Source organism: Streptomyces sp. NPDC086519 (assembly GCF_040686075.1).
Taxonomy (GTDB): domain Bacteria; phylum Actinomycetota; class Actinomycetes; order Streptomycetales; family Streptomycetaceae; genus Streptomyces; species Streptomyces shenzhenensis.
The window spans coordinates 16,114-38,070 of the sequence record NZ_JBFBJL010000005.1 but is presented as its reverse complement, the minus strand read 5'-3'; the positions used below and the strand labels follow the sequence as shown (position 1 = coordinate 38,070).

Sequence of the window (21,957 nt, the reverse complement as noted above, 5' to 3'; positions counted from 1 at the left end):
CCGCTCCATGGTGGTCGTCGTCAGGTAGACGCCCCGGCCAGACGCCGACCCGGCCGGGGCTTTTTCGTGTCTTGATCGCTTTGCTCTCGGGCCAGCAGCGAGCCAGCTAACGATCTTGAGAGGCGATGAAAGCCCCTCCAACCGAAGGGGCTTGACGCTGTCTCGCAGATGAGAACGTTCCTGCGCTGGACCGTGAAAGTGGGGCGGGTGGGACTCGAACCCACGGCCGACGGATTATGAGTCCGCTGCTCTAACCGGCTGAGCTACCGCCCCATAGCGGCGTGTCGCGTACAAGTGTGCGCGCCGTCTGCCGCAGCATAGCCGCTCATACGATCTCCTGCCTCGGCTGGTCGGCTTCTGCGGACGTTCACGACCTTGAGGACATCGGTGCAGGCACGGCGGTTCCCGCGGACATGAAAAAGGACCCCGCCAGGGGTCCTCGTTCAGCATGCTCCCCCGACTGGACTCGAACCAGTAACCTGCCGGTTAACAGCCGGCTGCTCTGCCAATTGAGCTACGGAGGACCGAGCTCCCCCGACTGGACTCGAACCAGTAACCTGCCGGTTAACAGCCGGCTGCTCTGCCAATTGAGCTACGGAGGAATGCCTCGTTGCATCGAACGTACCTCCCTGGGTATTCGCCAGGGGGCGCCCGCTCGCTGCGACACATACATTAGCGCAAGCAGGGGGGTGCTCCGCCAATCGGTACTTCCCCCCACGTCGGAAGGGTGGCCGCCATGCGCTACAAGCTCACGTTCGTCGTCGGGCTCGCTCTCGGTTACGTGCTCGGCACGCGGGCCGGACGAGAGCGCTACGAACAGCTGAAGAAGTCGGCCCGCCAGGTCGCCCAGAACCCGGCCGTCCGCAACACCGCCGAGACCGCCGCCCAGCAGGGCCGCGTCTACGCCGGCCGGGCCTTCCACACGGTGAGCGAGAAGGTCGGCGACCGTATGCCCGACTCGGTCACGGCCCGGGTCCGCTCCCTGCGCGACCGCAGTCCGAACGGCGCGGCCGAGGACGACTGGGGCACGAGCAACACCTGACGCCCGCTTTCCGATTCCGCCACGCCCACACGCGCCCCCCGGGCGCGCGGGGCCGTGTCGCGTTGCGGCTCCGCCGCGTGGGCGCGACCAGCCCCGACGCCCCGCACCCGAGGCGGCCCTCACCCCAATGGCGCCCGTCGGCCGAACCACAGCGGAGCGTGCGGCAGAATTTCGGTCATGGGGATAGTCGCCGGGTTGGACAGCTCACCGGATTTCACGCGCATCGTGGTCTGCGACACGGACACGGGCGCGGTGCTCCGCCAGGGATACGCACCGCACCCGGTCGACACGCCGGACGGCGCGGCGCGCCCCAGTGACGTCGACCCGCAGGCCTGGCTGCTCTCCCTCGGCGAGGCCGCCGGCGGCGGGCTCCTGGAGGGTGTGCAGGCCATCGGCGTCTCCGCGCAGCAGAACGCGCTGATTCCGCTGGACGCCCAGGGCAACACCGTCCGCCCGGCGATGGTCGGCGGCGACAAGCGCTCCCAGGTCTCGGCCGCCGATCTCATCGACGCCCTCGGCGGCCGGGAGGCCTGGGCGCGGGCGGTGGGGTCGGTGCCGCAGGCCGCGCAGCCCGTCACCAAGCTGCGCTGGCTGGCGAAGACCGAGCCGGAGAACGCCCGGCGGACCGCCGTACTGATGCAGGCCCACGACTGGCTGGTGTGGCAGTTGCTCGGGCGCCCGGTCAGGAGGACCACCGACCGGGGCGGGGCCTCCGGGACCGGGTACTGGTCCGCCGCCACCGGCGCCTACCGGCCCGACCTCGTCGAACTCGCCCTGGGGCACCAGACGATGCTGCCCGAGGTGATCGGGCCGTCCGACGCGGCCGGTACGACCCCGGAGGGGCTGCTGATCTCCGCGGGGACCGGCGAGACCATGGCCGCCGCCTTCGGGCTGGGGCTCGGGTTCGGGGACGCCGTGGTCTCCCTCGGCGCCTCGGGGTCGGTGATGGCCGTGCATCCGGAGGCGCTCGCCGACACCTCCGGGATGATCACCGCGCTCGCCGACGCCACCGGGATGCACCTGCCGGTCGTCACCACCCTCAACGCCGTACGGGCCCTGCGCGGTACCGCGGAGCTGCTCGGACTTACCGATCTGGAGGCCCTGTCCGACCTGGCGATGAAGTCCACGCCGGGGTCGCACGGGCTGGTCATGCTGCCGTACCTGGAAGGTGAGCGGACGCCGAACCTGCCGCACACCGCCGGGACGCTGGCCGGGCTGCGCCGGGAGTCGATGCGGGCCGAGCATCTGGCGCGGGCGTCCTTCGAGGGCATGCTGTGCGGGCTCGCCGACGCGCTGGACGTGCTGCGCGGCCGGGGTGTCGAGGTGCGGCGGATCTTCCTGCTGGGCAAGGCCGCGGAGCTGCCGGCCGTGCAGGCGGCGGCACCGATGCTGTTCGGCGCGCAGGTCGTCGTACCGCAGCCGGCGGACTACGCGGCGATGGGGGCCGCGCGGCAGGCGGCCTGGGCGCTCGGGGTCTCGCAGGGGACGCTGGACCCGCGTACCCCGCCGGTGTGGCAGGGCGCGGCGGCGCAGGTGCTGGAGCCCGGGGACGAGTTGGCGGTCGGGCAGGCGGTGCGGCAGCAGTTCATCTCGGTGCGGGAGCAGACCCATCCGGGGGCGTTCAGGGCGTAACCACTGCGAAGCGCACGCCCGCGCGCGTCCGCGTACGTCCACGTGCGTCCGCTGTCGGGTTAATCGGTTGAGGTAACGCGGGTGGAGTGTCGGACGATAGGGGCCTAGGGCAAGCGACCCCGCCTTTTCGGGCCAGCGACCCCGCCCCCACCGCCGACTCCGAGAGACGTAGCGTGCTCATACGACTTCTGCGGACCTATCTCAGGCCCTACAAGAAACCCATCTCCATCCTGGTGCTGCTGCAGTTCCTGCAGACCTGCGCCACTCTCTACCTGCCCACGCTCAACGCGCACATCATCGACAACGGTGTCGTGAAGGGTGACACGAATTACATCCTGTCCTTCGGCGCCCTGATGATCGGCATCTCGCTCGCGCAGGTGGTGTGCAACGTCGGTGCCGTCTACTACGGCGCCAGGACGGCGTCCGCGCTCGGCCGGGACGTGCGTGCCGCGGTCTTCGACCGGGTGCAGTCCTTCTCCTCGCGTGAGGTAGGTCACTTCGGAGCACCCTCGCTCATCACTCGTACGACCAACGACGTACAGCAGGTCCAGATGCTGGTCCTGATGGCGTTCACACTGATGGCGTCGGCGCCCATCATGTGCGTCGGCGGCATCGTGCTCGCCCTCGGCCTGGACGTTCCGCTGTCCGGGGTGCTGGTCGCCGTCGTACCCGTGCTCGGTGTCTCGGTGACCCTGATCGTGCGGCGGCTGCGCCCGCTGTTCCGGGCCATGCAGGTGCGGCTCGACACCGTGAACCGGGTGCTGCGCGAGCAGATCACCGGCAACCGGGTGATCCGCGCGTTCGTCCGCGACGAGTACGAGCAGGGCCGGTTCGGGAAGGCCAACAAGGACCTGACCGAGATGCAGCTGGCCACCGGCAACATGCTCGCGCTGATGTTCCCGATCGTCATGACGACGGTGAACGTCTCCTCGATCGCGGTGGTCTGGTTCGGGGCCCACCGCATCGACAGCGGCCAGATGGCGATCGGTGACCTGACGGCGTTCCTCGCCTATCTCATGCAGATCGTGATGTCCGTGATGATGGCCACGTTCATGTTCATGATGGTGCCGCGCGCGGAGGTCTGCGCCGAGCGCATCGAGGAGGTCCTGGACACCGACTCCAGTGTCGTCCCGCCGCTCGCGCCGGTCACCGAGCTGCGCCGGCACGGCCATCTGGAGATCCGCGCCGCCGGGTTCTGCTATCCGGGTGCCGAGGAGCCGGTGCTCAAGGCCGTCGACCTGGTGGCCCGGCCCGGCGAGGTGACCGCCGTGATCGGCTCCACCGGCAGCGGCAAGTCCACCCTGCTCGGTCTGGTGGCGCGCCTCTTCGACGCCACGGACGGTCGGGTCCTCGTGGACGGGGAGGACGTCTCGGGGCTCGACCCGAAGCTGCTCGCGAAGACCGTCGGGCTGGTCCCGCAGAGGCCGTACCTGTTCGCCGGCACCGTGGCGACCAACCTGCGCTACGGCAATCCGGACGCCACCGACGAGGAGCTCTGGCACGCGCTGGAGGTGGCGCAGGCCAAGGGCTTCGTCAGCACACTGGAGGGCGGGCTGAACGCGCCCATCGCCCAGGGCGGTACGAACGTGTCCGGCGGTCAGCGCCAGCGCCTCGCCATCGCCCGCACGCTGGTGCAGCGCCCGGAGATCTACCTCTTCGACGACTCCTTCTCCGCCCTCGACTACGCGACCGACGCCGCCCTGCGCGCCGCGCTCGCCGAGGAGACGGCCGAGGCGACCGTCGTCATCGTCGCCCAGCGGGTGGCGACCATCAGAGACGCCGACCGGATCGTCGTCCTCGACGAGGGACGCGTCGTCGGCACCGGCCGCCACCACGAACTCATGGCCGGCAACGACACCTACCGGGAGATCGTGCTCTCCCAGCTGACGGAAGCGGAGGCTGCCTGATGGCCGGGCCCATGGGACGCATGATGGCCGGGGGCGGCCCCGACCAGCGCTCGATGGACTTCAAGAACTCGGGCAAACGGCTCCTCGCCCGGTTCAAACCCGAACAGTTCACGATCTACGCGCTGCTGTTCTGCGTGGTCGCGAGCGTCACCCTCAGCGTGATCGGCCCCAAGATCCTCGGCCGGGCCACCGACCTGGTCTTCGCCGGTGTCATCGGCAAGCAGATGCCCGCCGGGACCACCAAGGACCAGGTGCTGGCGGGCATGCGCGAGCGGGGCCAGGGCACCGTCGCCGACATGCTGAAGAGCACCGACTTCACGCCGGGCAAGGGCATCGACTTCGACCGGGTCGGACACGTCCTGCTCTTCGCCCTGTGCACGTACCTGGCCGCCGGCCTCCTGATGGCGGTGGCGACCCGGCTCGTCAACCGGTCCGTCAACCGCACGATGTACCGGCTGCGCGAGGACGTCCAGGGGAAGCTGTCCCGGCTGCCGCTCTCCTACTTCGACAAGCGGCAGCGCGGCGAGGTGCTCTCCCGCGCCACCAACGACATCGACAACATCGGCCAGACGCTCCAGCAGTCGATGGGCCAGCTCATCAACTCGGTGCTCACCATCATCGGCGTGCTCGCGGTGATGTTCTGGGTCTCCTGGCTCCTGGCGCTGGTGGCCCTGGTCACCGTGCCGCTGTCCTTCCTGGTCGCCACCCGCATCGGCAAGCGCTCGCAGCCGCACTTCGTGCAGCAGTGGCGCTCCACCGGCAAGCTGAACGCCCACGTCGAGGAGATGTACACCGGGCACACCCTGGTGAAGGTGTTCGGCCGCCAGGACGAGTCGGCGCAGCAGTTCGCCGAGCAGAACGAGGCGCTGTACGAGGCCGGGTTCAAGGCGCAGTTCAACAGCGGTGTGATGCAGCCGCTGATGATGTTCGTGTCGAACCTGAACTACGTGCTGGTGGCCGTGGTCGGCGGCCTGCGGGTCGCCTCCGGCGCGCTGTCCATCGGTGACGTCCAGGCCTTCATCCAGTACTCCCGGCAGTTCTCGATGCCGCTGACCCAGGTCGCCTCCATGGCCAACCTGGTGCAGTCCGGTGTCGCCTCCGCCGAGCGGATCTTCGAACTCCTCGACGCGGAGGAGCAGGGGGCGGACCCGGTCCCGGGCGAGCGGCCCGCCGAACTGCGCGGGCGGGTGGCCCTGGAGCACGTCTCCTTCCGCTACGACCCGGAGAAGCCGCTCATCGAGGACCTCTCCCTGACGGTGGAACCCGGCCACACGGTCGCGATCGTCGGCCCGACGGGCGCCGGCAAGACCACGCTGGTCAACCTGCTCATGCGGTTCTACGAGGTCTCCGGCGGCCGGATCACCCTCGACGGCGTCGACATCACCCGCACGTCCCGGGACGAACTCCGCGCCGGGATCGGCATGGTGCTCCAGGACACCTGGCTGTTCGGCGGCTCGATCGCGGACAACATCGCGTACGGCTCCGCGCGCGAGGTCACCCGGGGCGAGATCGAGGAGGCGGCGCGGGCGGCCCATGCCGACCGGTTCATCCGGACCCTGCCCGACGGTTACGACACCGTCATCGACGACGAGGGCACGGGCGTCAGCGCGGGCGAGAAGCAGCTCATCACCATCGCGCGGGCGTTCCTGTCCGACCCGACGATCCTGGTCCTCGACGAGGCGACGTCGTCGGTCGACACCCGTACCGAGGTGCTGATCCAGAAGGCGATGGCCAAACTGGCCGACGGGCGCACGTCGTTCGTGATCGCGCACCGGCTGTCCACGATCCGCGACGCCGACACCATCCTGGTGATGGAGAACGGCTCGATCGTGGAACAGGGCGCGCACACGGAGCTGCTGGCGGCGGACGGGGCGTACGCACGGCTGTACAAGGCGCAGTTCGCTCAGGCGGTGGCTGAGGTGGACTGAGTCCGGCACCGGCCGCTGGGGGGCTGGGCACGGGTGGGGAGGCTCACCGGCGCTTGCCGGGTGCCGCCGCGCCCACCCTCCCCCACGCTCGGCTTCGCTCGCGCGGGGGAGGCACGGCTGCCCGCAGCTGGGAAGAAGCGGCGGCTACGGCGCCCCGTCAGGGGCGCGGGGAACTGCGCGAGCAACCCCCACGCACCCGCACCCGGCGTCAGTCCAGATAACCCCTCAGCTGATCCGCGAACGCGTGATCCCGCAGCTTGTTCAAGGTCTTGGACTCGATCTGCCGGATCCGCTCCCGCGTCACCCCGAAGATCCGCCCTATCTCCTCCAGCGTCCGAGGCCGCCCGTCGGCCAGGCCGTACCGCAGCTGGACGACCTTCCGCTCCCGCTCCCCGAGCGTCGACAGCACCGCCTCCAGGTGCTCCCGCAGCAGCAGGAACGCCGCCGACTCGACCGGGCTCGCCGCGTCGCCGTCCTCGATGAGGTCGCCGAGGGCGACGTCGTCCTCCTCGCCCACCGGGGCGTGCAGGGACACCGGCTCCTGTGCCAGCCGCAGCACCTCCCCCACCCGCTCCGGCGCCAGATCCAGGTGCGCGGCGACCTCGTCGGGCGTCGGCTCGTAGCCCCGCTCCTGGAGCATCCGGCGCTGGACGCGGACGACCCGGTTGATCAGCTCCACCACGTGCACGGGGACGCGGATGGTGCGGGCCTGGTCGGCGAGGGCCCGGGACATGGCCTGCCGGATCCACCAGGTCGCGTACGTGGAGAACTTGTAGCCGCGGGCGTAGTCGAACTTCTCGACGGCGCGGATCAGGCCGAGGTTTCCCTCCTGGACCAGGTCGAGCATGGTCAGGCCGCGCCCGACGTACCGCTTCGCGACCGACACCACCAGCCGCAGGTTCGCCTCGATGAGGCGGCGCTTGGCCATCCGGCCCATGACGACCAGCCGGTCCAGATCCAGCGCCAACTCGCTGTCGAGGTCGGGGGTGCTGCCCAGCTTCTCCTCGGCGAACAGACCGGCCTCGACGCGGCGGGCGAGCTCGACCTCCTCGGCGGCGGTCAGCAGCGGGATACGGCCGATCTCGCGCAGGTACTGGCGGAACAGGTCCGAGGAGGGGCTGCCGGTGTCCGCGCGGGCGGCGACGGGCGGCTCGGGTCCGGGTTCGGGCTCCGGGTCGGGGGCGTCGGCCGCGAGTTCCTCCGGGGGCGGGCCCTCCGGCTCGGTCTCGGGGTGCAGCACGGCCCGGCTCTGCGGCGGTACGCCGGCACGGCCGCTGTCTGTCTGGGTCAGGGTCTGGGTCTGCACGGGGCGACCTCCAGGATGATCGCTGCCAGGGGGGTACGGCAGCGGTACTTCGGGGGCGGAGACGACGGCCTCGCCGCTGTCCGTCCCGTACGCGATGAGCGGAACGGCGGGGGTGTGGGACCCGTCCGGGACGGGCCGGCCGCGCTCCGAGGACTCAGGCACCGCCCCCAGTGTGGGGTAAGACACATCACCGCCACGAGGGGCGTGCGGTGACTTTTTGCGCCCGGTCCGTGACCGCGCGGTTATGCGGCCTGCCGGCCGGGGCTCACAGGGCGGCCGCGCCGTGCTCGCGCAGCGCCTGCCCGTACTGCTGGAGCACCCACAACTCGTTCTGCACGGAGGCGAGTTGGGCGGGGTCGCCGCCGCTGCTGAGGCGGGTGAGGGTGATCTGGATCTCGTGGATACGGCGGTCCACGGCCCGGCGGCGGACGGTCACGAGTTGCTCGCCGGCGTAGTTCTCGTCGACCGTGCGGCGCATGATCGCCTCGACGGCGAGCTCCGTGACCATCGCGCGGACGGCGTCGTCGGGCGCCGCCTCCCGGACCCGGACCAGGTACTCCTGGGGGTCCTGGACGCCGTACTCGGCGCCGCCCGCCTCCATGATGGTCTGCCGGACGGCCGCGTACGGCTCCGCGGTGAACTCGTCGATGCCGTACACGTCGAAGGCCGGGGAGACCAGCTCGGGGCGCTGGAGTGCGAGCTTCAGCAGTTCGCGCTCGGTGGCGTAGACCGGGTTGCGGAGGTTGAGGGCGGGGCCGGAGACGGCGGGACGGGCGGCGGCGGTGTCGTACGACGGCTGCTGCGGGCCGCGCGCCGGACCGCCCGCCCCCCTGCCGCCGCCGCCCTTCTCCCGCGCCCAACGGGCCAGCTGGGCCACCCGCTTCACCACGAACTGGGTGTCGAGGATGCCGAGCATGCCGGCCAGTTCGACGGCGACCTCGTGCTGGGCGCCGCTGTTCTTGATCCGGGCGACGATCGGCGCCGCCTCGTCGAGGGCGGCCGCGCGGCCCGCCGGGGTGTCCAGGTCGTAGCGGGCGACGATCTGGCGGAGCGCGAACTCGAAGAGCGGGGTCCGGGGTTCGACCAGGTCGGCGACCGCCTCGTCGCCCTTCGCGAGGCGCAGCTCGCAGGGGTCCATGCCGTCCGGCGCGATGGCGATGTACGTCTCGGCGGCGAACTTCTGGTCGTCCTCGAAGGCGCGCAGGGCCGCCTTCTGCCCGGCCGCGTCGCCGTCGAAGGTGAAGATCACGCGGGCCGAGCCGTTGTCCATCAGCAACCGCCGCAGGATCTTGATGTGCTCACCGCCGAAGGCCGTGCCGCAGGTGGCGATCGCGGTCGTCACCCCGGCCAGGTGGCAGGCCATGACGTCGGTGTAGCCCTCGACCACGACCGCGCGGCTGGCCTTCGCGATGTGCTGCTTGGCGAGGTCGATGCCGTACAGGACCTGGGACTTCTTGTAGATCGCGGTGTCGGGCGTGTTGAGGTACTTGGGCCCGTTGTCGGCCTCGTAGAGCTTGCGGGCGCCGAAGCCGACGACCTCGCCGCCGATGTCCCGGATCGGCCACATGAGGCGGCCCCGGAACCGGTCGATGGGCCCGCGCCTGCCCTCCTGCGAGAGTCCGGAGAGCAGCAGCTCCTTGTCGGTGAAGCCCTGGCCGCGCAGGTAGCGGGTGAGGTGGTCCCAGCCCTGGGGGCTGTAGCCGACGCCGAAGTGGACGGCGGCGGCCTGGTCGAAGCCGCGCTCGGCGAGGAAGACCCGGCCGGTCTCGGCCTCGGGACTGGTGGCCAGCTGCTCCGCGTACCAGACGGCGGCGATCTTGTGCGCCTCGACCAGCCGGATGCGCTCACCGCGCTGGTGGGACGGGTTGTACCCGCCCTCCTCGTAACGCAGGGTGATACCGGCGCGCGCGGCCAGCCGCTCGACCGCCTCCGAGAAGGAGAGGTGGTCCACCTTCATCACGAAGGTGAGGGTGTCGCCGCCCTCCTGGCAGCCGAAGCAGTGGAAGAGTCCCTTGCTCGGGCTGACCTGGAAGGACGGCGACTTCTCGTCGTGGAACGGGCACAGGCCCTTCAGGTTCCCGCCGCCCGCGTTGCGCAACTGGAGGTACTCGGACACGACGGCGTCGATCGGGACCGCGTCCCGTACCGCCTTCACATCCTCGTCATTGATCCGTCCAGCCACGGGTGAATTCTACGGGGGCGCGGTGACAACTCCGGCGAGCTGGAGCGCCCCTCCAGGGGCGCGGGACGGTGTCCGATATGCGGCTCCGCCGCGCGGGCGCGACCAGACCCGTACGGCCCGCACCCGCCCGACGACGAAAGCGGCACCCCCTCAGGCGCCCAGGCTCTCCAACGGCACATGAGGATCCGCCAGGGCGTCGGTGTCCACCACGGCCCGCGACGTGATCAGCCTCTGGATCGGCTCTGTGACATCCCACACGTTCACGTTCATCCCGGCCAGCACCCTTCCCTCCTTCACCCAGAACGCGATGAACTCCCGCTTCCCCGCGTCCCCCCGGATCACCACCTGGTCGTACGACCCCGGCGGCGCCCACCCGCTGTACTCCATGCCCAGGTCGTACTGGTCGGTGAAGAAGTACGGCACCCGGTCGTACGTGACGTCCTGCCCCAGCATCGAGCGGGCCGCCGCCGGACCGCCGTTCAGCGCGTTGGCCCAGTGCTCCACGCGGAGCCTCGTGTCGAACAGCGCGTGCGGGAACGCGGCCACGTCGCCGGCCGCGTAGATGTCCGGGTCGGACGTCCGCAGCCGTTCGTCGACGACGACGCCCCCGCCGTGCGCCCGGTCGGCCAGCTCCAGCCCCGCCGCCTCGGCCAGCCCGACCCGCGGCGCCGCGCCGATCGCCGCGAGCACGTCGTGCGCCGGGTGCTCCTCGCCGTCGTCGGTGCGCGCGGCGAGCACCATGCCGTCCTGACCGACGATCTCGGTGAGCCGCACCCCGAAGCGGAACCGGACCCCGTGCTCCTTGTGCAGCTGGGCGAAGACGTTGCCCAGTTCGGGCCCGAGCACGCTGTGCAGCGGGGTCGGCCCGTGCTCGATGACGGTCACCTCGGCGCCGTACGTCCGCGCCGCCGCCGCGACCTCCAGGCCGATCCAGCCGGCGCCCGCGATGACGAGGTGCCCGTTGTCCCGGCCGAGCGCGGCGAGGACGCCCTTGAGCCGCTCGGCGTGCGCGAGGCGGCGCAGGTGGTGGACGCCGGCCAGGTCGGTGCCGGGGATGTCGAGGCGGCGGGGCTCCGCTCCGGTGGCGAGCAGCAGCTTGTCGTAGCGCACCAGCGTGCCGTCGTCACCGAACCGGACGGTCTTCGCGGCACGGTCGATGCGGTCCACGGTCTGGCCGAGGTGGAGTTCGATGTCGTGCTGCGCGTACCAGGCCGGCTCGTGCACGAAGACGCTGTCGCGTTCCGCCTTGCCGAGCAGGTATCCCTTGGAGAGCGGCGGCCGCTCGTACGGGTGGTCGCGTTCGTCGCAGATCAGTATCACCCGGCCGCTGAAGCCCTCGGCTCGGAGCGTCTCGGCCGCCTTGGCGCCGGCGAGTCCGCCTCCGACGATGACGAATGTCTGGTCCGCGTCGACCACTTGATGCCTCCTCGTAAGGTGCCGCCACATATGCCGCCCACATGCGCCGCACTGTGAGCCTCCCGCACGCAACGTGATGCGGGAAGGGGGAGTGACCCCCACTGACTCGATCATGACCCGATCAGGCCACACAGAGTCACAAAGTGTTCACATACGTCCCGTCAGCCGCGCGTGCAACGACCGCGCGGACGCGTCGGTGAGCGACGCGATCTGATCGACGATCACCCGCTTGCGGGCGTGGTCGTCACCGGCCGCCTCGAACAGCGTCCGGAACTGCGGGTCGAGTCCGTCGGGCGCGCGGGCGGTGAGCGCCTCGGCGAGTTCGGCGACGACGACGCGCTGATCGGCCCGGAGCCGCTCCTGCTCGGCGCGCTGCATGACGTAACGGTGCGCGATCGCCTTGAGCACCGCGCACTCCATCCGGGCCTCGCGCGGTACGACCAGTTCGGCGCCGTAGCGGGTGAGCCGGCCGGTGCCGTACGCCTCGCGGGTGGCGCCCTCCGCGGCCAGGCAGAACCGGCCGATGAGCTGGCTGGTGGCGTCCTTGAGGCGGGCCTGGGCGACCGCGGTGCCGTCGTAGCGGTGCGGCCACCACTCCTCGGCCTGGAGCCGGTCGAGGGCGGCGGCGAGTTCGGCGGGGTCGGTGCCGGCGGGCACGTACAGCCGGACGGCGACGGCGTACACCTCCTGCCGTTCCGGCTCCGCGCGCAGGCAGCCGGGGTCGACGTGACCGGCGTGCAGGCCGTCCTCGACGTCGTGCACGGAGTAGGCGACGTCGTCGGACCAGTCCATGACCTGGGCCTCGAAGCAGGTGCGGGTGCCGGGCGCCTCCTTGCGGACCCAGTCGAAGACCGGCCGGTCGTCCTCGTACACACCGAACTTGGGCGAGGCCGGGTCGGTGGGGTGCGCGCCGCGCGGCCACGGGTACTTGGTGGCGGCGTCGAGCGCGGCGCGGGTGAGGTTGAGGCCGACGGAGCCCTCGGGGGTGAACCGCTTGGGTTCGATGCGGGTGAGGAGCCGCAGGGACTGGGCGTTGCCCTCGAAACCGCCGCAGTCGTCCGCGAACTCGTTCAGCGCCTGTTCGCCGTTGTGGCCGAAGGGCGGGTGGCCGAGGTCGTGGGAGAGGCAGGCGGCCTCCACGAGGTCGGGGTCGCAGCCGAGGGCCGCGCCCAACTCCCGGCCGACCTGGGCGCATTCCAGGGAGTGGGTGAGGCGGGTGCGGGGGCTGGCGTCCCATGCCTGGGCGGAGGTGCCGGGGGCGACGACCTGGGTCTTGCCGGCGAGCCTTCTGAGGGCCGCGGAGTGCAGGATGCGGGCGCGGTCGCGCTGGAAGGCGGTGCGGCCGGGACGTTTGTCGGGTTCGGGGGCCCAGCGGTCGGCTGACGCCGGGTCGTAGGCCGAAGAGGGTGCGGCGGGTGCGGGGACTGCCATGGTTCGACAGTACGGGGCGGTAGTGACAAATGGGTGTTTGGTACGCCTACTGATCTGCCGGGCTGGGTTGCGTTCGCGGGTGCGGGTGCGTGGGGGCTTGTCGCGCAGTTCCCCGCGCCCCTTCTGGGCCGGCTGAGTGGACCCACCTTCTCGGGGGCGCGGGGAACTGCGCGATCAAGTACAAAGCACCCGCGGCGAACCACGCACCCCTAGGCGGCCGCGGTCACCGGCGTTCCCAGTGCCCGCTCGTATCGGTGGAGGATCAGCTCGGCCATCGCGTCGTGGGCGCCCAGGGGGGCCGACGCGATCCACGGGGCGTTCGCCGCGCACTCGGTGGCGAAGCGGCCGGGGGCCGTGAAGTAGGAGGCGACGGCGATGTGGCGGCGGCCCTTCGCGCGCAGGGCGGTGATCGCCTCCTGGACCGTCGGCGCCGCCGCGGACGCGTACGCCGGGAGGACCGGGACGCCCAGGCGGCCGGCCAGGAGCTGGGCCATGCGGTGGGTGTCGGCCGCGGCGTCGGGGTCGCGGGAGCCGGCCGCCGCCAGGACCACGGCGCTGGCGGGCCTCGGGCGCCAGCCCGCCTCCAGCAGCCGGGCGTGCAGGGTGTCGGCCAGGAGAGGGTGCGGGCCCAGCGGGGCGGCGACGCGGGTGCGGGCGGTGGCGGCGGCCGCCATCTCGGGGATGTCCTGCTTGACGTGGTAGCCGCGGCTGAGGAGGAGCGGGACGAGGACGGCCTCGGCGTGCCCGAGGGCGGCGAGGGTGTCGGGGAGCAGCGGCTCGTTCAGCTCGATGTGACCGAGGCGCACGGGCAGGCCGGGGCGCAGTGCGCGCACCCGGTCCATGAGCGCCCGCACGGTGCTGAGCGCGCGCGGGTCGCGGCTGCCGTGGGCCACCAGGACCAGGGCGGGCGGGCCGGGGCGCGGGGAGAGGTCGGTCACCGTCATGCGAGGATCCTCGCCGGGCGAGATTGCGCACCCGTTGCCTGACCGTCACGAGTGTTTTCCGGCGCTTCACGGCACGCGCCCGCCCGCTGTGAGCGAACCGGACCGGCCCGTGCCGCGTCCTCCATGGTCGAAGCCCACGGGGAGAACGAGGGGGGAAGAAGCGTATGCGTATCCGCCGACCGCGACTGCCGCGGACCCGTGCCGGCCGGCGGCGCCTGGTGCAGGGCGTGATGGCCGGATGCGTGCTGGCGCTGCTGCCGGCCACCTGGCTGTACGTCTCGACGGCCGGCCGGCTGCGCACCCTGGCGGACGTGCCGCGCACCGACGTCGCGGTCGTCTTCGGCGCGGGCCTGTGGGACGGGGAGCCGTCGCCGTACCTCGCGAACCGCCTGAACGCGGCGGCGACGCTGTACAAGGAGGGCCGCATCAAGGTGGTCCTCGTCACCGGCGACAACAGCCGCGAGGACTACGACGAGCCGGACGCCATGCGCACCTACCTGACCGAGCACGGCGTCCCCGCCGGGCGCGTCGTCAGCGACTACGCCGGCTTCGACACCTGGGACTCCTGCGTCCGCGCGAAGAAGATCTTCGGCGTGGATCGGGCCGTGCTGATCAGCCAGGAGTTCCACATCCGGCGGGCGGTGGCGCTGTGCGAGGCGGCGGGCGTGGCGTCCTACGGGGTCGGGGTCGACGCCAAACACGACGTGACCTGGTACTACGGGGGCACGCGGGAGGTCTTCGCGGCGGGCAAGGCGGCCCTCGACGTGGTCTTCGAGCCGAACCCCCGGTTCCTGGGCAAGAAGGAACCAGGGGTGGCCAGGGCCCTGGCCGCGGCGCCGCGTCAGCCGAGGTGAGCGGGGTCGTGGGGTCCCTCCGGCGCGAGCTCGTTCCCGGGAGAGGGCGTGCCGCACCCCGCGTCCGCGGCATGATCCGCCCGGCGGGGCGGCGGGGCGGCGGTGGCAGACGACGGCTGTGGTCGGGCCGCCTCGGGACTCAACGGGGTGAGACCGGCCAACGGGGGCGGGGAACGAGCCACCCGCGGGGTGCCGTGCCACCGGGGCGGCGGCGGACCGGCCGCCCATCAGTCCCGCTCGGGCCGGGTGGCGACGGGCGTCGGCCCGGTGACGACGAGCGGCGGGCCGGTATCGGTTCTCACGATGGCGGGGATTGCGCGGGGAGTCGACCGTTTCGGCCGTGCAACACGGGTCCGGCACGGGGCGTGACACGCCGGAAGCACGCTGGGTGCCGTGGAGACCGCCTCGGCGCCCGCCCGCTCCCGTGACGGCTCTGTCCGCCCCTGCCCGCGAGGGCGTCGAGGCCTCCGGCCCCTCCCCTCGGTCAGCGGTGGGCCTGCCAGTCGCCGCCGGGGACGCGCCGCCCGTCGACGCGCAGCTTCTCGGCCACGGCGGGCCCGGCGACGTACACCCAGGCCCGGACGGCCACCCCGTCCCGCAGCCGTACGACGTTTCGCGCGACGCGTACGTACAGGCTCGCCGGGTCCTCGGGCACGCACTCCTCCAGTTCGTCGAGTTCCAGGAGGAGCCGGTCGTACGACTCGGGGCGCGCGGTGACGAGTTCGCCGCGGACCGCCGCCGCCCCGGGCTCCTCGACGGCGTAGGGATAGCCGGGCCCGTCGTAGAGCACCGCCCCGTCGAGGCGGCCGGGTTCCCCGGTCTCCGTCCGCCCCCGCAGGTACGCGTCGTGGTTGACCTCGCCGGGGCGGAGCGTGCCGTAGACGAAGAACGGGAGGTGATGGGGGTTCCGGGGGATCACAGGAAGGATTCTGCACCCCCGCCGCCTCCACACACATCTCCATGGAGGCGCTATGGACATGACATGTCATGCCCACTTAAATCTCTGTCGTCATCAGCGCCACCCCCACGCCTTCGAGGCGCATCTCCAAGGAGACCGATGAGCCGGACACGGAACACCCGAGCCTCCCGTCTCGCCACGGCCGGCGTCGCCGTCACCACCGCGACCCTGCTGGCCGCCGCCCTCTCCCCCGCCGCCCACGCCGACACGAGACCGACCCGGGCCACCGCGATCGAGAACGCGGCGCAGGCGCTCGTCCAGCACGCCACCGCCCTGGGCCTCACGTCCGCCGAGGGCACCTCGGTCCGTGACGTGATCGTGGACAAGAACGGTACCCAGCACGTCCGTTACGACCGCACCTACCGCGACCTCCCGGTCCTGGGCGGCGACTTCGTCGTCCATCTCAAGGCGGACGGCGCGTACCGCGGCGCCGACCGGGCGACCCGGAGCAGGATATCCCTCGCCTCGACCGTCCCGAACGTCTCCGCCCCGAAGGCCGCCGACCTCGCGGTGAACGCGCTGCGGGCGGCGAACCTCGGCGACGCGCTGAAGCAGGTCCGGGCCAAGCCGGAGCTGGTCGTCGACGCCCTGCACGGCGCCCCGAAGCTGGCCTGGCGCACCAACGCCGTCGGCAAGGACTCGCTCGGCAACCCGGTCGCCCGCACGGTGCTGACGGACGCCCGCAGCGGCGCCCAGATCGACGCCTGGGACAGCATCGAGACGGCGACCGGCGACGGCAAGTCGCTGTACAGCGGCACGGTCCCGCTGGAGACGACCCTCTCCGGTTCGACGTACAACCTCACGGACCCGACGCGCGGCAACACGTTCACCGGGGACGCGGCCAACAAGACCGACCTGTGCATCTTCGGCATCTGCATCAGCCGGGCGCCGAACACGGTCTTCACGGACGCCGACAACCACTGGGGCACCGGCGCCACTTCGGACCGCTCCTCGGCGGCCGTCGACGCCCAGTACGGCACCAACGAGACCTGGGACTACTACAAGAACGTCCACGGCCGCAACGGCATCGCCGGCGACGGCAAGGGCTCGTACAACCGCGTCCACTACGGCAACAGCTACAACAACGCCTTCTGGGACGACAGCTGCTTCTGCATGACGTACGGCGACGGGGACGGGACGACCTTCGGCCCGCTGGTGGCGCTGGACGTGGCGGGCCACGAGATGACGCACGGGGTCACCTCCAAGACGGCCGCGCTGACCTACTCGGGCGAGTCCGGCGGCCTGAACGAGGCGACCTCCGACATCCTCGGCACGCTGGTGGAGTGGTACGCGAACAACTCCTCCGACCCGGGTGACTACCTGATCGGCGAGGAGATCGTCCGCTCCGGCTTCGGAAAGACGGCACTGCGGTTCATGGACCAGCCGTCGAAGGACGGGAGTTCGGCGGACTACTGGAGTTCGTCGGTGGGCAATCTGGACGTCCACTACTCGTCCGGCGTCGCGAACCACTTCGCGTACCTCCTCGCGGAGGGCAGCGGCGCCAAGACCATCAACGGCGTGAGCTACAACTCACCGACGTACAACGGCTCGACGGTCACCGGCATCGGCCGCGACAAGCTGGGCGCGATCTGGTACCGCGCGCTGACCGTCTACATGACGTCCTCGACGAACTACGCGGGCGCCCGCACGGCGACCCTCAACGCCGCGAAGGACCTGTACGGCGCGGGCAGCACGGAGTACAACGCGGTGGCGGCGGCGTGGAGCGCGGTGAATGTGAACTGAGCGACGGCTCGGACACATGAGGGCGGCCGCCCCGGTTTCCCGGCGTACGAACCGGGGCGGCCGCACCCCATCCCGGACCATGGTGAATACGACGGATACGCCGTATTCGGTGAATACGACGAATACGGCGAATACACGGAATTCAAGGAACAGCCGAGGACAGCCGAGGACACCCGGGGACGGCCTGGGCATTCATCCGGCACCCCGCGCAGATTCCATGACGGAGATGTGCGATTTCCGTGACGGTCCGCCGAATTCCACAACTCCGTTGTCCTGACATGCCCTTGCGGCATTTTCCCGCGTGCACTAACTAGATAAAGCATGAACTTGTTCAGCCGCCCCCACACCTCCCGGCGCACCCCCACGGCCCCGTCCCGCCCCCCGCAGGCACCCTCCTCCCCCACCTCCGCGCCCACCCTCCTCGACCCGGCCCTCGCCGCCCTCACCGGCGAGTGGATCATCGATCCGGCGCACAGCAGAATCGGCTTCTCGGTCCGGCACGCGATGGTGACGACGGTCCGCGGGGCCTTCACCGACTACAAGAGCCGCCTCTACTTCGACGGCCGCGACCCGTCCCGCTCGCAGGCGGAGATCGTGCTGTCCACGGGCAGCGTCGACACGGGCGTGGAACAGCGGGACGCCCACCTGGTCGGCCGCGACTTCCTGGACGCCGCGGCCCACCCGCACATGCGTTTCCGGAGCACGGCGGTGCGCCTGAAAGCGCCGGATGTCTACGTCATGACCGGCGACCTGACCATCAAGAGCACGACACGCCCGGTGGACCTGGAACTCACCTACATAGGCAACGTCACCGACCCCTTCGGCTACCAGCGCGCCGGCTTCGACGGCACCACCACCATCAACCGCATGGACTGGGGCCTGTCCTACAACTCCCGCCTGGCGGAGGGCGGCGCGATGGTGAGCGAGACGGTGCGGCTGCAGTTCGACATCGCGGCGATCCGGACGGCGCCGGAGAGAGACTGAGGCACCCCACGCTCTCCACGGAGACGCCTTCCGAGTACGGCCGCAGAACGGAGTTCGCCGTGTCGCGGAGCGCCGAGGAGCACGTCGGCGAGCGGGCTGACGGAGCAGCCTCGGGGGGCGGAGATCAGGACAGTTGCTTGAGCAGGGCGCGGGTCTCGGCGACGACGCGGTCCTGGAAGGCACTGTCGCGCACCTGGGTGGAGCCGAGCATGGGGTTGCCCTTCTCGTCGTGGTAGACGCCGGTGCGGTTCGAGGTGTCGGTGAGCACGCCGGTGATCATGCGGGCGGCGCGCTTGGGTGTGCTGCCGCCCGGCATGAGCGGCGCCAGTGGACCGAGGAGGTAGGTCGCGAGCAGCTTCAGGACCGGGTTGGCGTCGCGGCCGAGACCGGTGCCGGGGCTGAAGCCGGGTTCGACGGCGTTGAACCGCAGGCGGGGGGTCTCGCGGGCGAAAGCGAGGACGGTGGCGAGGTTGGCCTGCTTGGAGGTGGCGTACGCGTCGTAGCCGGGCTTGGCCGAGCCGCCGGGCATCCAGCGGCCGTGCAGGCAGTCTTCGGCGGAGAGATAGCGGGCGCCACGGAATCCGGCGGCGACGGCGGGCTTGCGTTCGGGGTCTTCGACGGCCGAGCAGGTGAAGACGACGTTCGCGCCGTCGGGCAGGTGCGGGATCAGGGCCTCGGTGAAGGCGAACGGGCCGAGATGGTTGGTGGTGAACGCCAGATCCCATCCCTGGGCGGTGGTGCTCGTCGCGGTGGACATGATGCCGGCGTTGTTGAGCAGCCCGGCGATCGGCAGGCCGAGGGCAGCGATCTCCTCGGCGGCACGCCGCACGTCGGCCGGGTCGGAGAAGTCGCAGACGACGGGGAGGGCGTGCCCTGCGGGCAGGGCGTTGATCTCCTTCTCGACGTTCTTGAGCCTGGCCGGGCTGCGGCCGACCAGGACGAGGGTGCCGTGCGGCGCCATTTCCAGGGCGGTGCGGTGGCCGATGCCGGACGTGGGGCCGGTGATGATCCATGCCTTGCGAGGCTGGGTGGTCATGTGGTGATGGGCCCTTCTGGTGTGGTCGGAGTGGATGTCGCGGGTCAGGCGCCGGCCAGCAGCCTCCACAGGGCTTCGAATGCGGTGTCGGCGTTGGCACCGGCCCGGTCGGGGTCCCGGATCATCTCGTCGATCGCGGCCTCGGCCAGGGCGTTGGCCAGGGTGAGGACGAAGCCCAGCGGCACGTCCCCCATCGGTCCGCCGGTGCGGGCGCGTTCCAGCAGGTCCGCGATCCCGGCCGAGGCGAGGCCCACCTGCTCATGGCTCTCGGCGGTGATGTCGTCCGCGACCTGGAGCTGGGCCAGGGCCCGGCGCTTGGCGGGATGGTCGATCGCCCAGCGCGCCCAGTGCGTCCACATGTGGCGGACCTGCTCGCGTGCGCCGCTGTCCGGCGCAAGACCTGCCACGGCCACTTCCGCCATCTCGGTCTTGAGCCGGACGTACAGCTCGTTCAGCAGCGCAGCCTTGGTGTCGAAGTACGTGAACAGAGAACCGTTGGAGATCCCGGCCTCCTTCGCGATCACGGCGGTGGACGCCGCCCCGATCCCTTGAGAGGCGATGACGCGCGTTGCCGCCGACAGGATCGCGAGGCGGCGCTCCTCACTTCGTGGTCTGGCCATACCTTCACCATATAAGAGAGTGTCCAGTCACTCAAGTAATCCGGAGAGTGGACGGCGAGCTCGGGCTCCGGCCACCAAAGCGGCCGCCTGCGCAGGGGTGAGGGTGCGTCGGGAGGCGCAGTTCCAGTACCTGCCGAAGGCGGTCCCCGGCGGCCCGGCGCCGCGGCCGACGCGGTCACAGGGGGCGGCCGCGGCCGGGAGGTCACCCGTTCACTCCCCCCGCCCCCACCATTCGCGTGTTCTTCATACCGGTACTCGCGCAACCCCCTTGACCTGCCCGAATTCCCTCCCAACGGGCGTCGCGGTCCCTCCCGGTGACACCCGTTCATCGCAAAACTGACGGAGCCTCAGGGAGCGGGGCCGGGCGGTTGGCTTTTACCTCGGTAGAGCAAGGGAGTGGACGACCTCGACCGAGGGAGCACCATGCGACGCACCGCCCGTCTGCTGACCGGGACCGCGCTGGCCGTGGCCGCCGCCGGACTCGCCGTCGCGCCGGCGTACGGCGGCGGCACCGGCAGCCTCGACGTGTACCCGTCGACCGCGGCGGCGGGCGCTCAGGTCACCGTGAACACGGCGGCGTGCGGCGAGAAGGGCACGGCGGTCGGGGACGCCAGTTCGGTCGGCGCCGGCCAGTTCACCCTTGCGCCCAGTACGCACCAGGGCGAGGCGATCGGGCAGTTCCAGGTGCCCGCGAGCGCGCAACCGGGGACGTACGAGATCGTCGCGAAGTGCGCCGAGGGGAACCGGCAGGTGATCGGGGACCTGGTGGTGGCACTGACGTCGGCCGCGGGGCAGGTGCAGCCCCACGGCAGTGTGAAGACGGGGGTCGGTGGCGCTCTTGGCTCCGACCCCGTGCAGACCACGGCGGGCGTGGCGGCTCTGGCCGTCGCCGCCGCGGGCGGTACCTGGCTCCTGCATCGCCGGGCGAGAGGCGATGCGATCTGACGGACACCCTCCGCTGTCCGTCCGCCGGTACCGCACATCCCACCCCCTCCGGGTCCGACGCCCCTCGCGGCCCGGAGGGGGTAGGGGGTCACCTCAGGGAGACCCCGAGGAGACCTCAAGGACCTCAAGGAGAGGGGACAGGGGGTTCACATGCGCAGGATCGGGGACGCCGCGATAGCCGCCGTATCCGTCACAGCCCTCTGCTCCGGCGTGTGGCTGCTCGGCCCCGGCAGCGGCCCCCGCACCCCGCCGCCCCAGCCGTCCGCCGCCGAGGGCCGCCCCGACCCCCGCGAGGAACGCCTCGAAGCCCCCGCACTGCCCCCCTCCCCGCCCACCCGCATCCGCATCCCCGCCATCCGCGTGAACGCCCCTCTCATGGGCCTCGCCCTCACCCCCACCGGCAGCCTCGACGTCCCGCCCGCCGCGAAGAAGAACCTCGCCGGCTGGTACGAGGCCGGCACCACCCCCGGCGAGACCGGCACCGCGATCGTCGCCGGGCACGTCGACAACACCGAGGGCCCCGCCGTCTTCTACGACCTCGGCGCCCTCAAGCGCGGCGCGACCATCGAGGTGGACCGGCAGGACAGGAGCGTCGCCGTGTTCAGCGTCGACGCGGTGGAGGTCTACCAGGCCCGCGACTTCCCCGACGAGAAGGTGTACGGTGCCGCGAAACGCCCCGAGCTCCGGGTCATCACCTGCGGCGGCGGCTACTCGCGCACGACCGGATACCAGGGGAACGTCGTCGTCTTCGCCCACCTGACCGGCAGCCGCTGACGACGGAGGCCGTCACCCTCGGTAGCCGCCGGTCGGCCGCGGTCCGGAGTGACGACGTACGCGGACGACGTACACGGACGCGGTGCACGAGGTCGAGGTCTGCGTTAGCGGCCGACGTACGAGATCGCGTACGAGATCGACATACGAGTCTCAAGGCCGACGTACACAACCGCTCCCCCGCGTAACCGCCCCACGCCGCCCCGCGTTTCCGGCACCTCACAGTCCGCGCCACCCCTCCCCCGGACCCCTCACACC

Annotated in this window: 17 protein-coding genes and 3 tRNA genes; 9 read left to right on the top strand and 11 right to left on the bottom strand. The window is 71.3% G+C overall.

What is annotated here, in order from left to right; all coding sequences use genetic code 11:
- Positions 1-199: 199 nt before the first annotated feature.
- The 3 genes from AB0P24_RS06970 to AB0P24_RS06960 all read right to left on the bottom strand — a co-directional run bounded on the left by AB0P24_RS06970 (position 200) and on the right by AB0P24_RS06960 (position 602).
- Positions 200-273 (bottom strand) — tRNA-Ile (locus AB0P24_RS06970).
- Positions 274-451: 178 nt separating this feature from the next.
- Positions 452-524, bottom strand: a tRNA-Asn gene (locus AB0P24_RS06965).
- Between the two features lie 5 nt (positions 525-529).
- Positions 530-602: transfer RNA gene (locus tag AB0P24_RS06960), tRNA-Asn, on the bottom strand.
- Between the two features lie 134 nt (positions 603-736).
- On the opposite strand from AB0P24_RS06960, the gene AB0P24_RS06955 reads away from it, so the two are divergent.
- The 4 genes from AB0P24_RS06955 (at position 737) to AB0P24_RS06940 (ending at position 6,509) form a co-directional block, all read left to right on the top strand.
- Entirely contained in the window at positions 737-1,042 is a 306-nt protein-coding gene (locus AB0P24_RS06955; protein ID WP_234536836.1) for a YtxH domain-containing protein, read from the top strand.
- A 177-nt stretch (positions 1,043-1,219) separates the two neighbouring features.
- Positions 1,220-2,674, top strand: coding sequence for an FGGY family carbohydrate kinase (locus tag AB0P24_RS06950; RefSeq protein WP_365791172.1), 1,455 nt, complete (start codon positions 1,220-1,222; stop codon positions 2,672-2,674).
- Between the two features lie 173 nt (positions 2,675-2,847).
- Positions 2,848-4,581 (top strand): ABC transporter ATP-binding protein, encoded by a 1,734-nt coding sequence (locus tag AB0P24_RS06945; RefSeq protein ID WP_365791171.1) that lies wholly within the window; start codon positions 2,848-2,850, stop codon positions 4,579-4,581.
- Positions 4,581-6,509 (top strand): ABC transporter ATP-binding protein, encoded by a 1,929-nt coding sequence (locus tag AB0P24_RS06940; RefSeq protein WP_365791170.1) that lies wholly within the window; start codon positions 4,581-4,583, stop codon positions 6,507-6,509. Before AB0P24_RS06945 ends, AB0P24_RS06940 begins: the two co-directional genes overlap by 1 nt.
- Positions 6,510-6,717: 208 nt before the next feature.
- On the opposite strand, the gene AB0P24_RS06935 is transcribed toward AB0P24_RS06940, so the two are convergent.
- The 5 genes from AB0P24_RS06935 to AB0P24_RS06915 all read right to left on the bottom strand — a co-directional run bounded on the left by AB0P24_RS06935 (position 6,718) and on the right by AB0P24_RS06915 (position 13,788).
- Positions 6,718-7,977, bottom strand: a complete 1,260-nt coding sequence (locus tag AB0P24_RS06935; RefSeq protein WP_365791169.1) for an RNA polymerase sigma factor — start codon at positions 7,975-7,977, stop codon at positions 6,718-6,720.
- Between the two features lie 103 nt (positions 7,978-8,080).
- Complete coding sequence (gene dnaG, locus AB0P24_RS06930) at positions 8,081-9,997, bottom strand: DNA primase (RefSeq protein ID WP_365791168.1); 1,917 nt, start codon at positions 9,995-9,997, stop codon at positions 8,081-8,083.
- A 150-nt stretch (positions 9,998-10,147) separates the two neighbouring features.
- Positions 10,148-11,413: an FAD-dependent oxidoreductase gene (locus tag AB0P24_RS06925; protein ID WP_365791167.1), complete on the bottom strand. Its 1,266-nt coding sequence runs from the start codon at positions 11,411-11,413 to the stop codon at positions 10,148-10,150.
- Between the two features lie 147 nt (positions 11,414-11,560).
- The gene (locus AB0P24_RS06920) at positions 11,561-12,844 is read right to left on the bottom strand and encodes a deoxyguanosinetriphosphate triphosphohydrolase (protein WP_365791166.1); all 1,284 of its coding nucleotides are present in this window, start codon (positions 12,842-12,844) and stop codon (positions 11,561-11,563) included.
- A gap of 209 nt (positions 12,845-13,053) precedes the next feature.
- On the bottom strand, positions 13,054-13,788 hold the full coding sequence (locus AB0P24_RS06915; RefSeq protein ID WP_365791165.1) for a sirohydrochlorin chelatase: 735 nt from the start codon (positions 13,786-13,788) through the stop codon (positions 13,054-13,056).
- A 164-nt stretch (positions 13,789-13,952) separates the two neighbouring features.
- Between AB0P24_RS06915 and AB0P24_RS06910 the strand changes: the two genes are divergently transcribed.
- Positions 13,953-14,642, top strand: a complete 690-nt coding sequence (locus AB0P24_RS06910) for an ElyC/SanA/YdcF family protein (RefSeq protein WP_365791164.1) — start codon at positions 13,953-13,955, stop codon at positions 14,640-14,642.
- 484 nt (positions 14,643-15,126) lie between these two features.
- Here the strand turns inward: AB0P24_RS06910 and AB0P24_RS06905 are convergent, their stop codons facing one another.
- Entirely contained in the window at positions 15,127-15,561 is a 435-nt protein-coding gene (locus AB0P24_RS06905; RefSeq protein ID WP_365791163.1) for a gamma-glutamylcyclotransferase family protein, read from the bottom strand.
- Between the two features lie 138 nt (positions 15,562-15,699).
- Between AB0P24_RS06905 and AB0P24_RS06900 the strand changes: the two genes are divergently transcribed.
- Both AB0P24_RS06900 and AB0P24_RS06895 read left to right on the top strand, forming a co-directional pair.
- On the top strand, positions 15,700-17,343 hold the full coding sequence (locus AB0P24_RS06900) for a M4 family metallopeptidase (protein WP_365791162.1): 1,644 nt from the start codon (positions 15,700-15,702) through the stop codon (positions 17,341-17,343).
- Between the two features lie 321 nt (positions 17,344-17,664).
- Positions 17,665-18,327, top strand: a complete 663-nt coding sequence (locus AB0P24_RS06895) for a YceI family protein (protein ID WP_365791161.1) — start codon at positions 17,665-17,667, stop codon at positions 18,325-18,327.
- Positions 18,328-18,451: 124 nt separating this feature from the next.
- On the opposite strand, the gene AB0P24_RS06890 is transcribed toward AB0P24_RS06895, so the two are convergent.
- Together AB0P24_RS06890 and AB0P24_RS06885 are read right to left on the bottom strand one after the other, a co-directional pair.
- On the bottom strand, positions 18,452-19,363 hold the full coding sequence (locus AB0P24_RS06890) for an SDR family NAD(P)-dependent oxidoreductase (RefSeq protein ID WP_365791160.1): 912 nt from the start codon (positions 19,361-19,363) through the stop codon (positions 18,452-18,454).
- Between the two features lie 44 nt (positions 19,364-19,407).
- On the bottom strand, positions 19,408-19,983 hold the full coding sequence (locus AB0P24_RS06885) for a TetR/AcrR family transcriptional regulator (RefSeq protein WP_365791159.1): 576 nt from the start codon (positions 19,981-19,983) through the stop codon (positions 19,408-19,410).
- A 423-nt stretch (positions 19,984-20,406) separates the two neighbouring features.
- Between AB0P24_RS06885 and AB0P24_RS06880 the strand changes: the two genes are divergently transcribed.
- The gene (locus AB0P24_RS06880; protein ID WP_365791158.1) at positions 20,407-20,928 is read left to right on the top strand and encodes a hypothetical protein; all 522 of its coding nucleotides are present in this window, start codon (positions 20,407-20,409) and stop codon (positions 20,926-20,928) included.
- Between the two features lie 150 nt (positions 20,929-21,078).
- On the top strand, positions 21,079-21,702 hold the full coding sequence (locus AB0P24_RS06875) for a class F sortase (RefSeq protein ID WP_365791157.1): 624 nt from the start codon (positions 21,079-21,081) through the stop codon (positions 21,700-21,702).
- Positions 21,703-21,957 lie beyond the last annotated feature (255 nt).

Bases quoted from the DNA above. Each gene is read 5' to 3' on its own strand.
- AB0P24_RS06920 (WP_365791166.1), bottom strand. From the start codon at position 12,844: ATGGCAGTCCCCGCACCCGCCGCACCCTCTTCGGCCTACGACCCGGCG.
- AB0P24_RS06900 (WP_365791162.1), top strand. From the start codon at position 15,700: ATGAGCCGGACACGGAACACCCGAGCCTCCCGTCTCGCCACGGCCGGC.
- AB0P24_RS06885 (WP_365791159.1), bottom strand. From the start codon at position 19,983: ATGGCCAGACCACGAAGTGAGGAGCGCCGCCTCGCGATCCTGTCGGCG.
- AB0P24_RS06950 (WP_365791172.1), top strand. From the start codon at position 1,220: ATGGGGATAGTCGCCGGGTTGGACAGCTCACCGGATTTCACGCGCATC.
- AB0P24_RS06955 (WP_234536836.1), top strand. From the start codon at position 737: ATGCGCTACAAGCTCACGTTCGTCGTCGGGCTCGCTCTCGGTTACGTG.
- AB0P24_RS06915 (WP_365791165.1), bottom strand. From the start codon at position 13,788: ATGACGGTGACCGACCTCTCCCCGCGCCCCGGCCCGCCCGCCCTGGTC.
- AB0P24_RS06895 (WP_365791161.1), top strand. From the start codon at position 17,665: ATGAACTTGTTCAGCCGCCCCCACACCTCCCGGCGCACCCCCACGGCC.
- AB0P24_RS06890 (WP_365791160.1), bottom strand. From the start codon at position 19,363: ATGACCACCCAGCCTCGCAAGGCATGGATCATCACCGGCCCCACGTCC.
- AB0P24_RS06875 (WP_365791157.1), top strand. From the start codon at position 21,079: ATGCGCAGGATCGGGGACGCCGCGATAGCCGCCGTATCCGTCACAGCC.
- AB0P24_RS06880 (WP_365791158.1), top strand. From the start codon at position 20,407: ATGCGACGCACCGCCCGTCTGCTGACCGGGACCGCGCTGGCCGTGGCC.
- AB0P24_RS06910 (WP_365791164.1), top strand. From the start codon at position 13,953: ATGCGTATCCGCCGACCGCGACTGCCGCGGACCCGTGCCGGCCGGCGG.
- AB0P24_RS06940 (WP_365791170.1), top strand. From the start codon at position 4,581: ATGGCCGGGCCCATGGGACGCATGATGGCCGGGGGCGGCCCCGACCAG.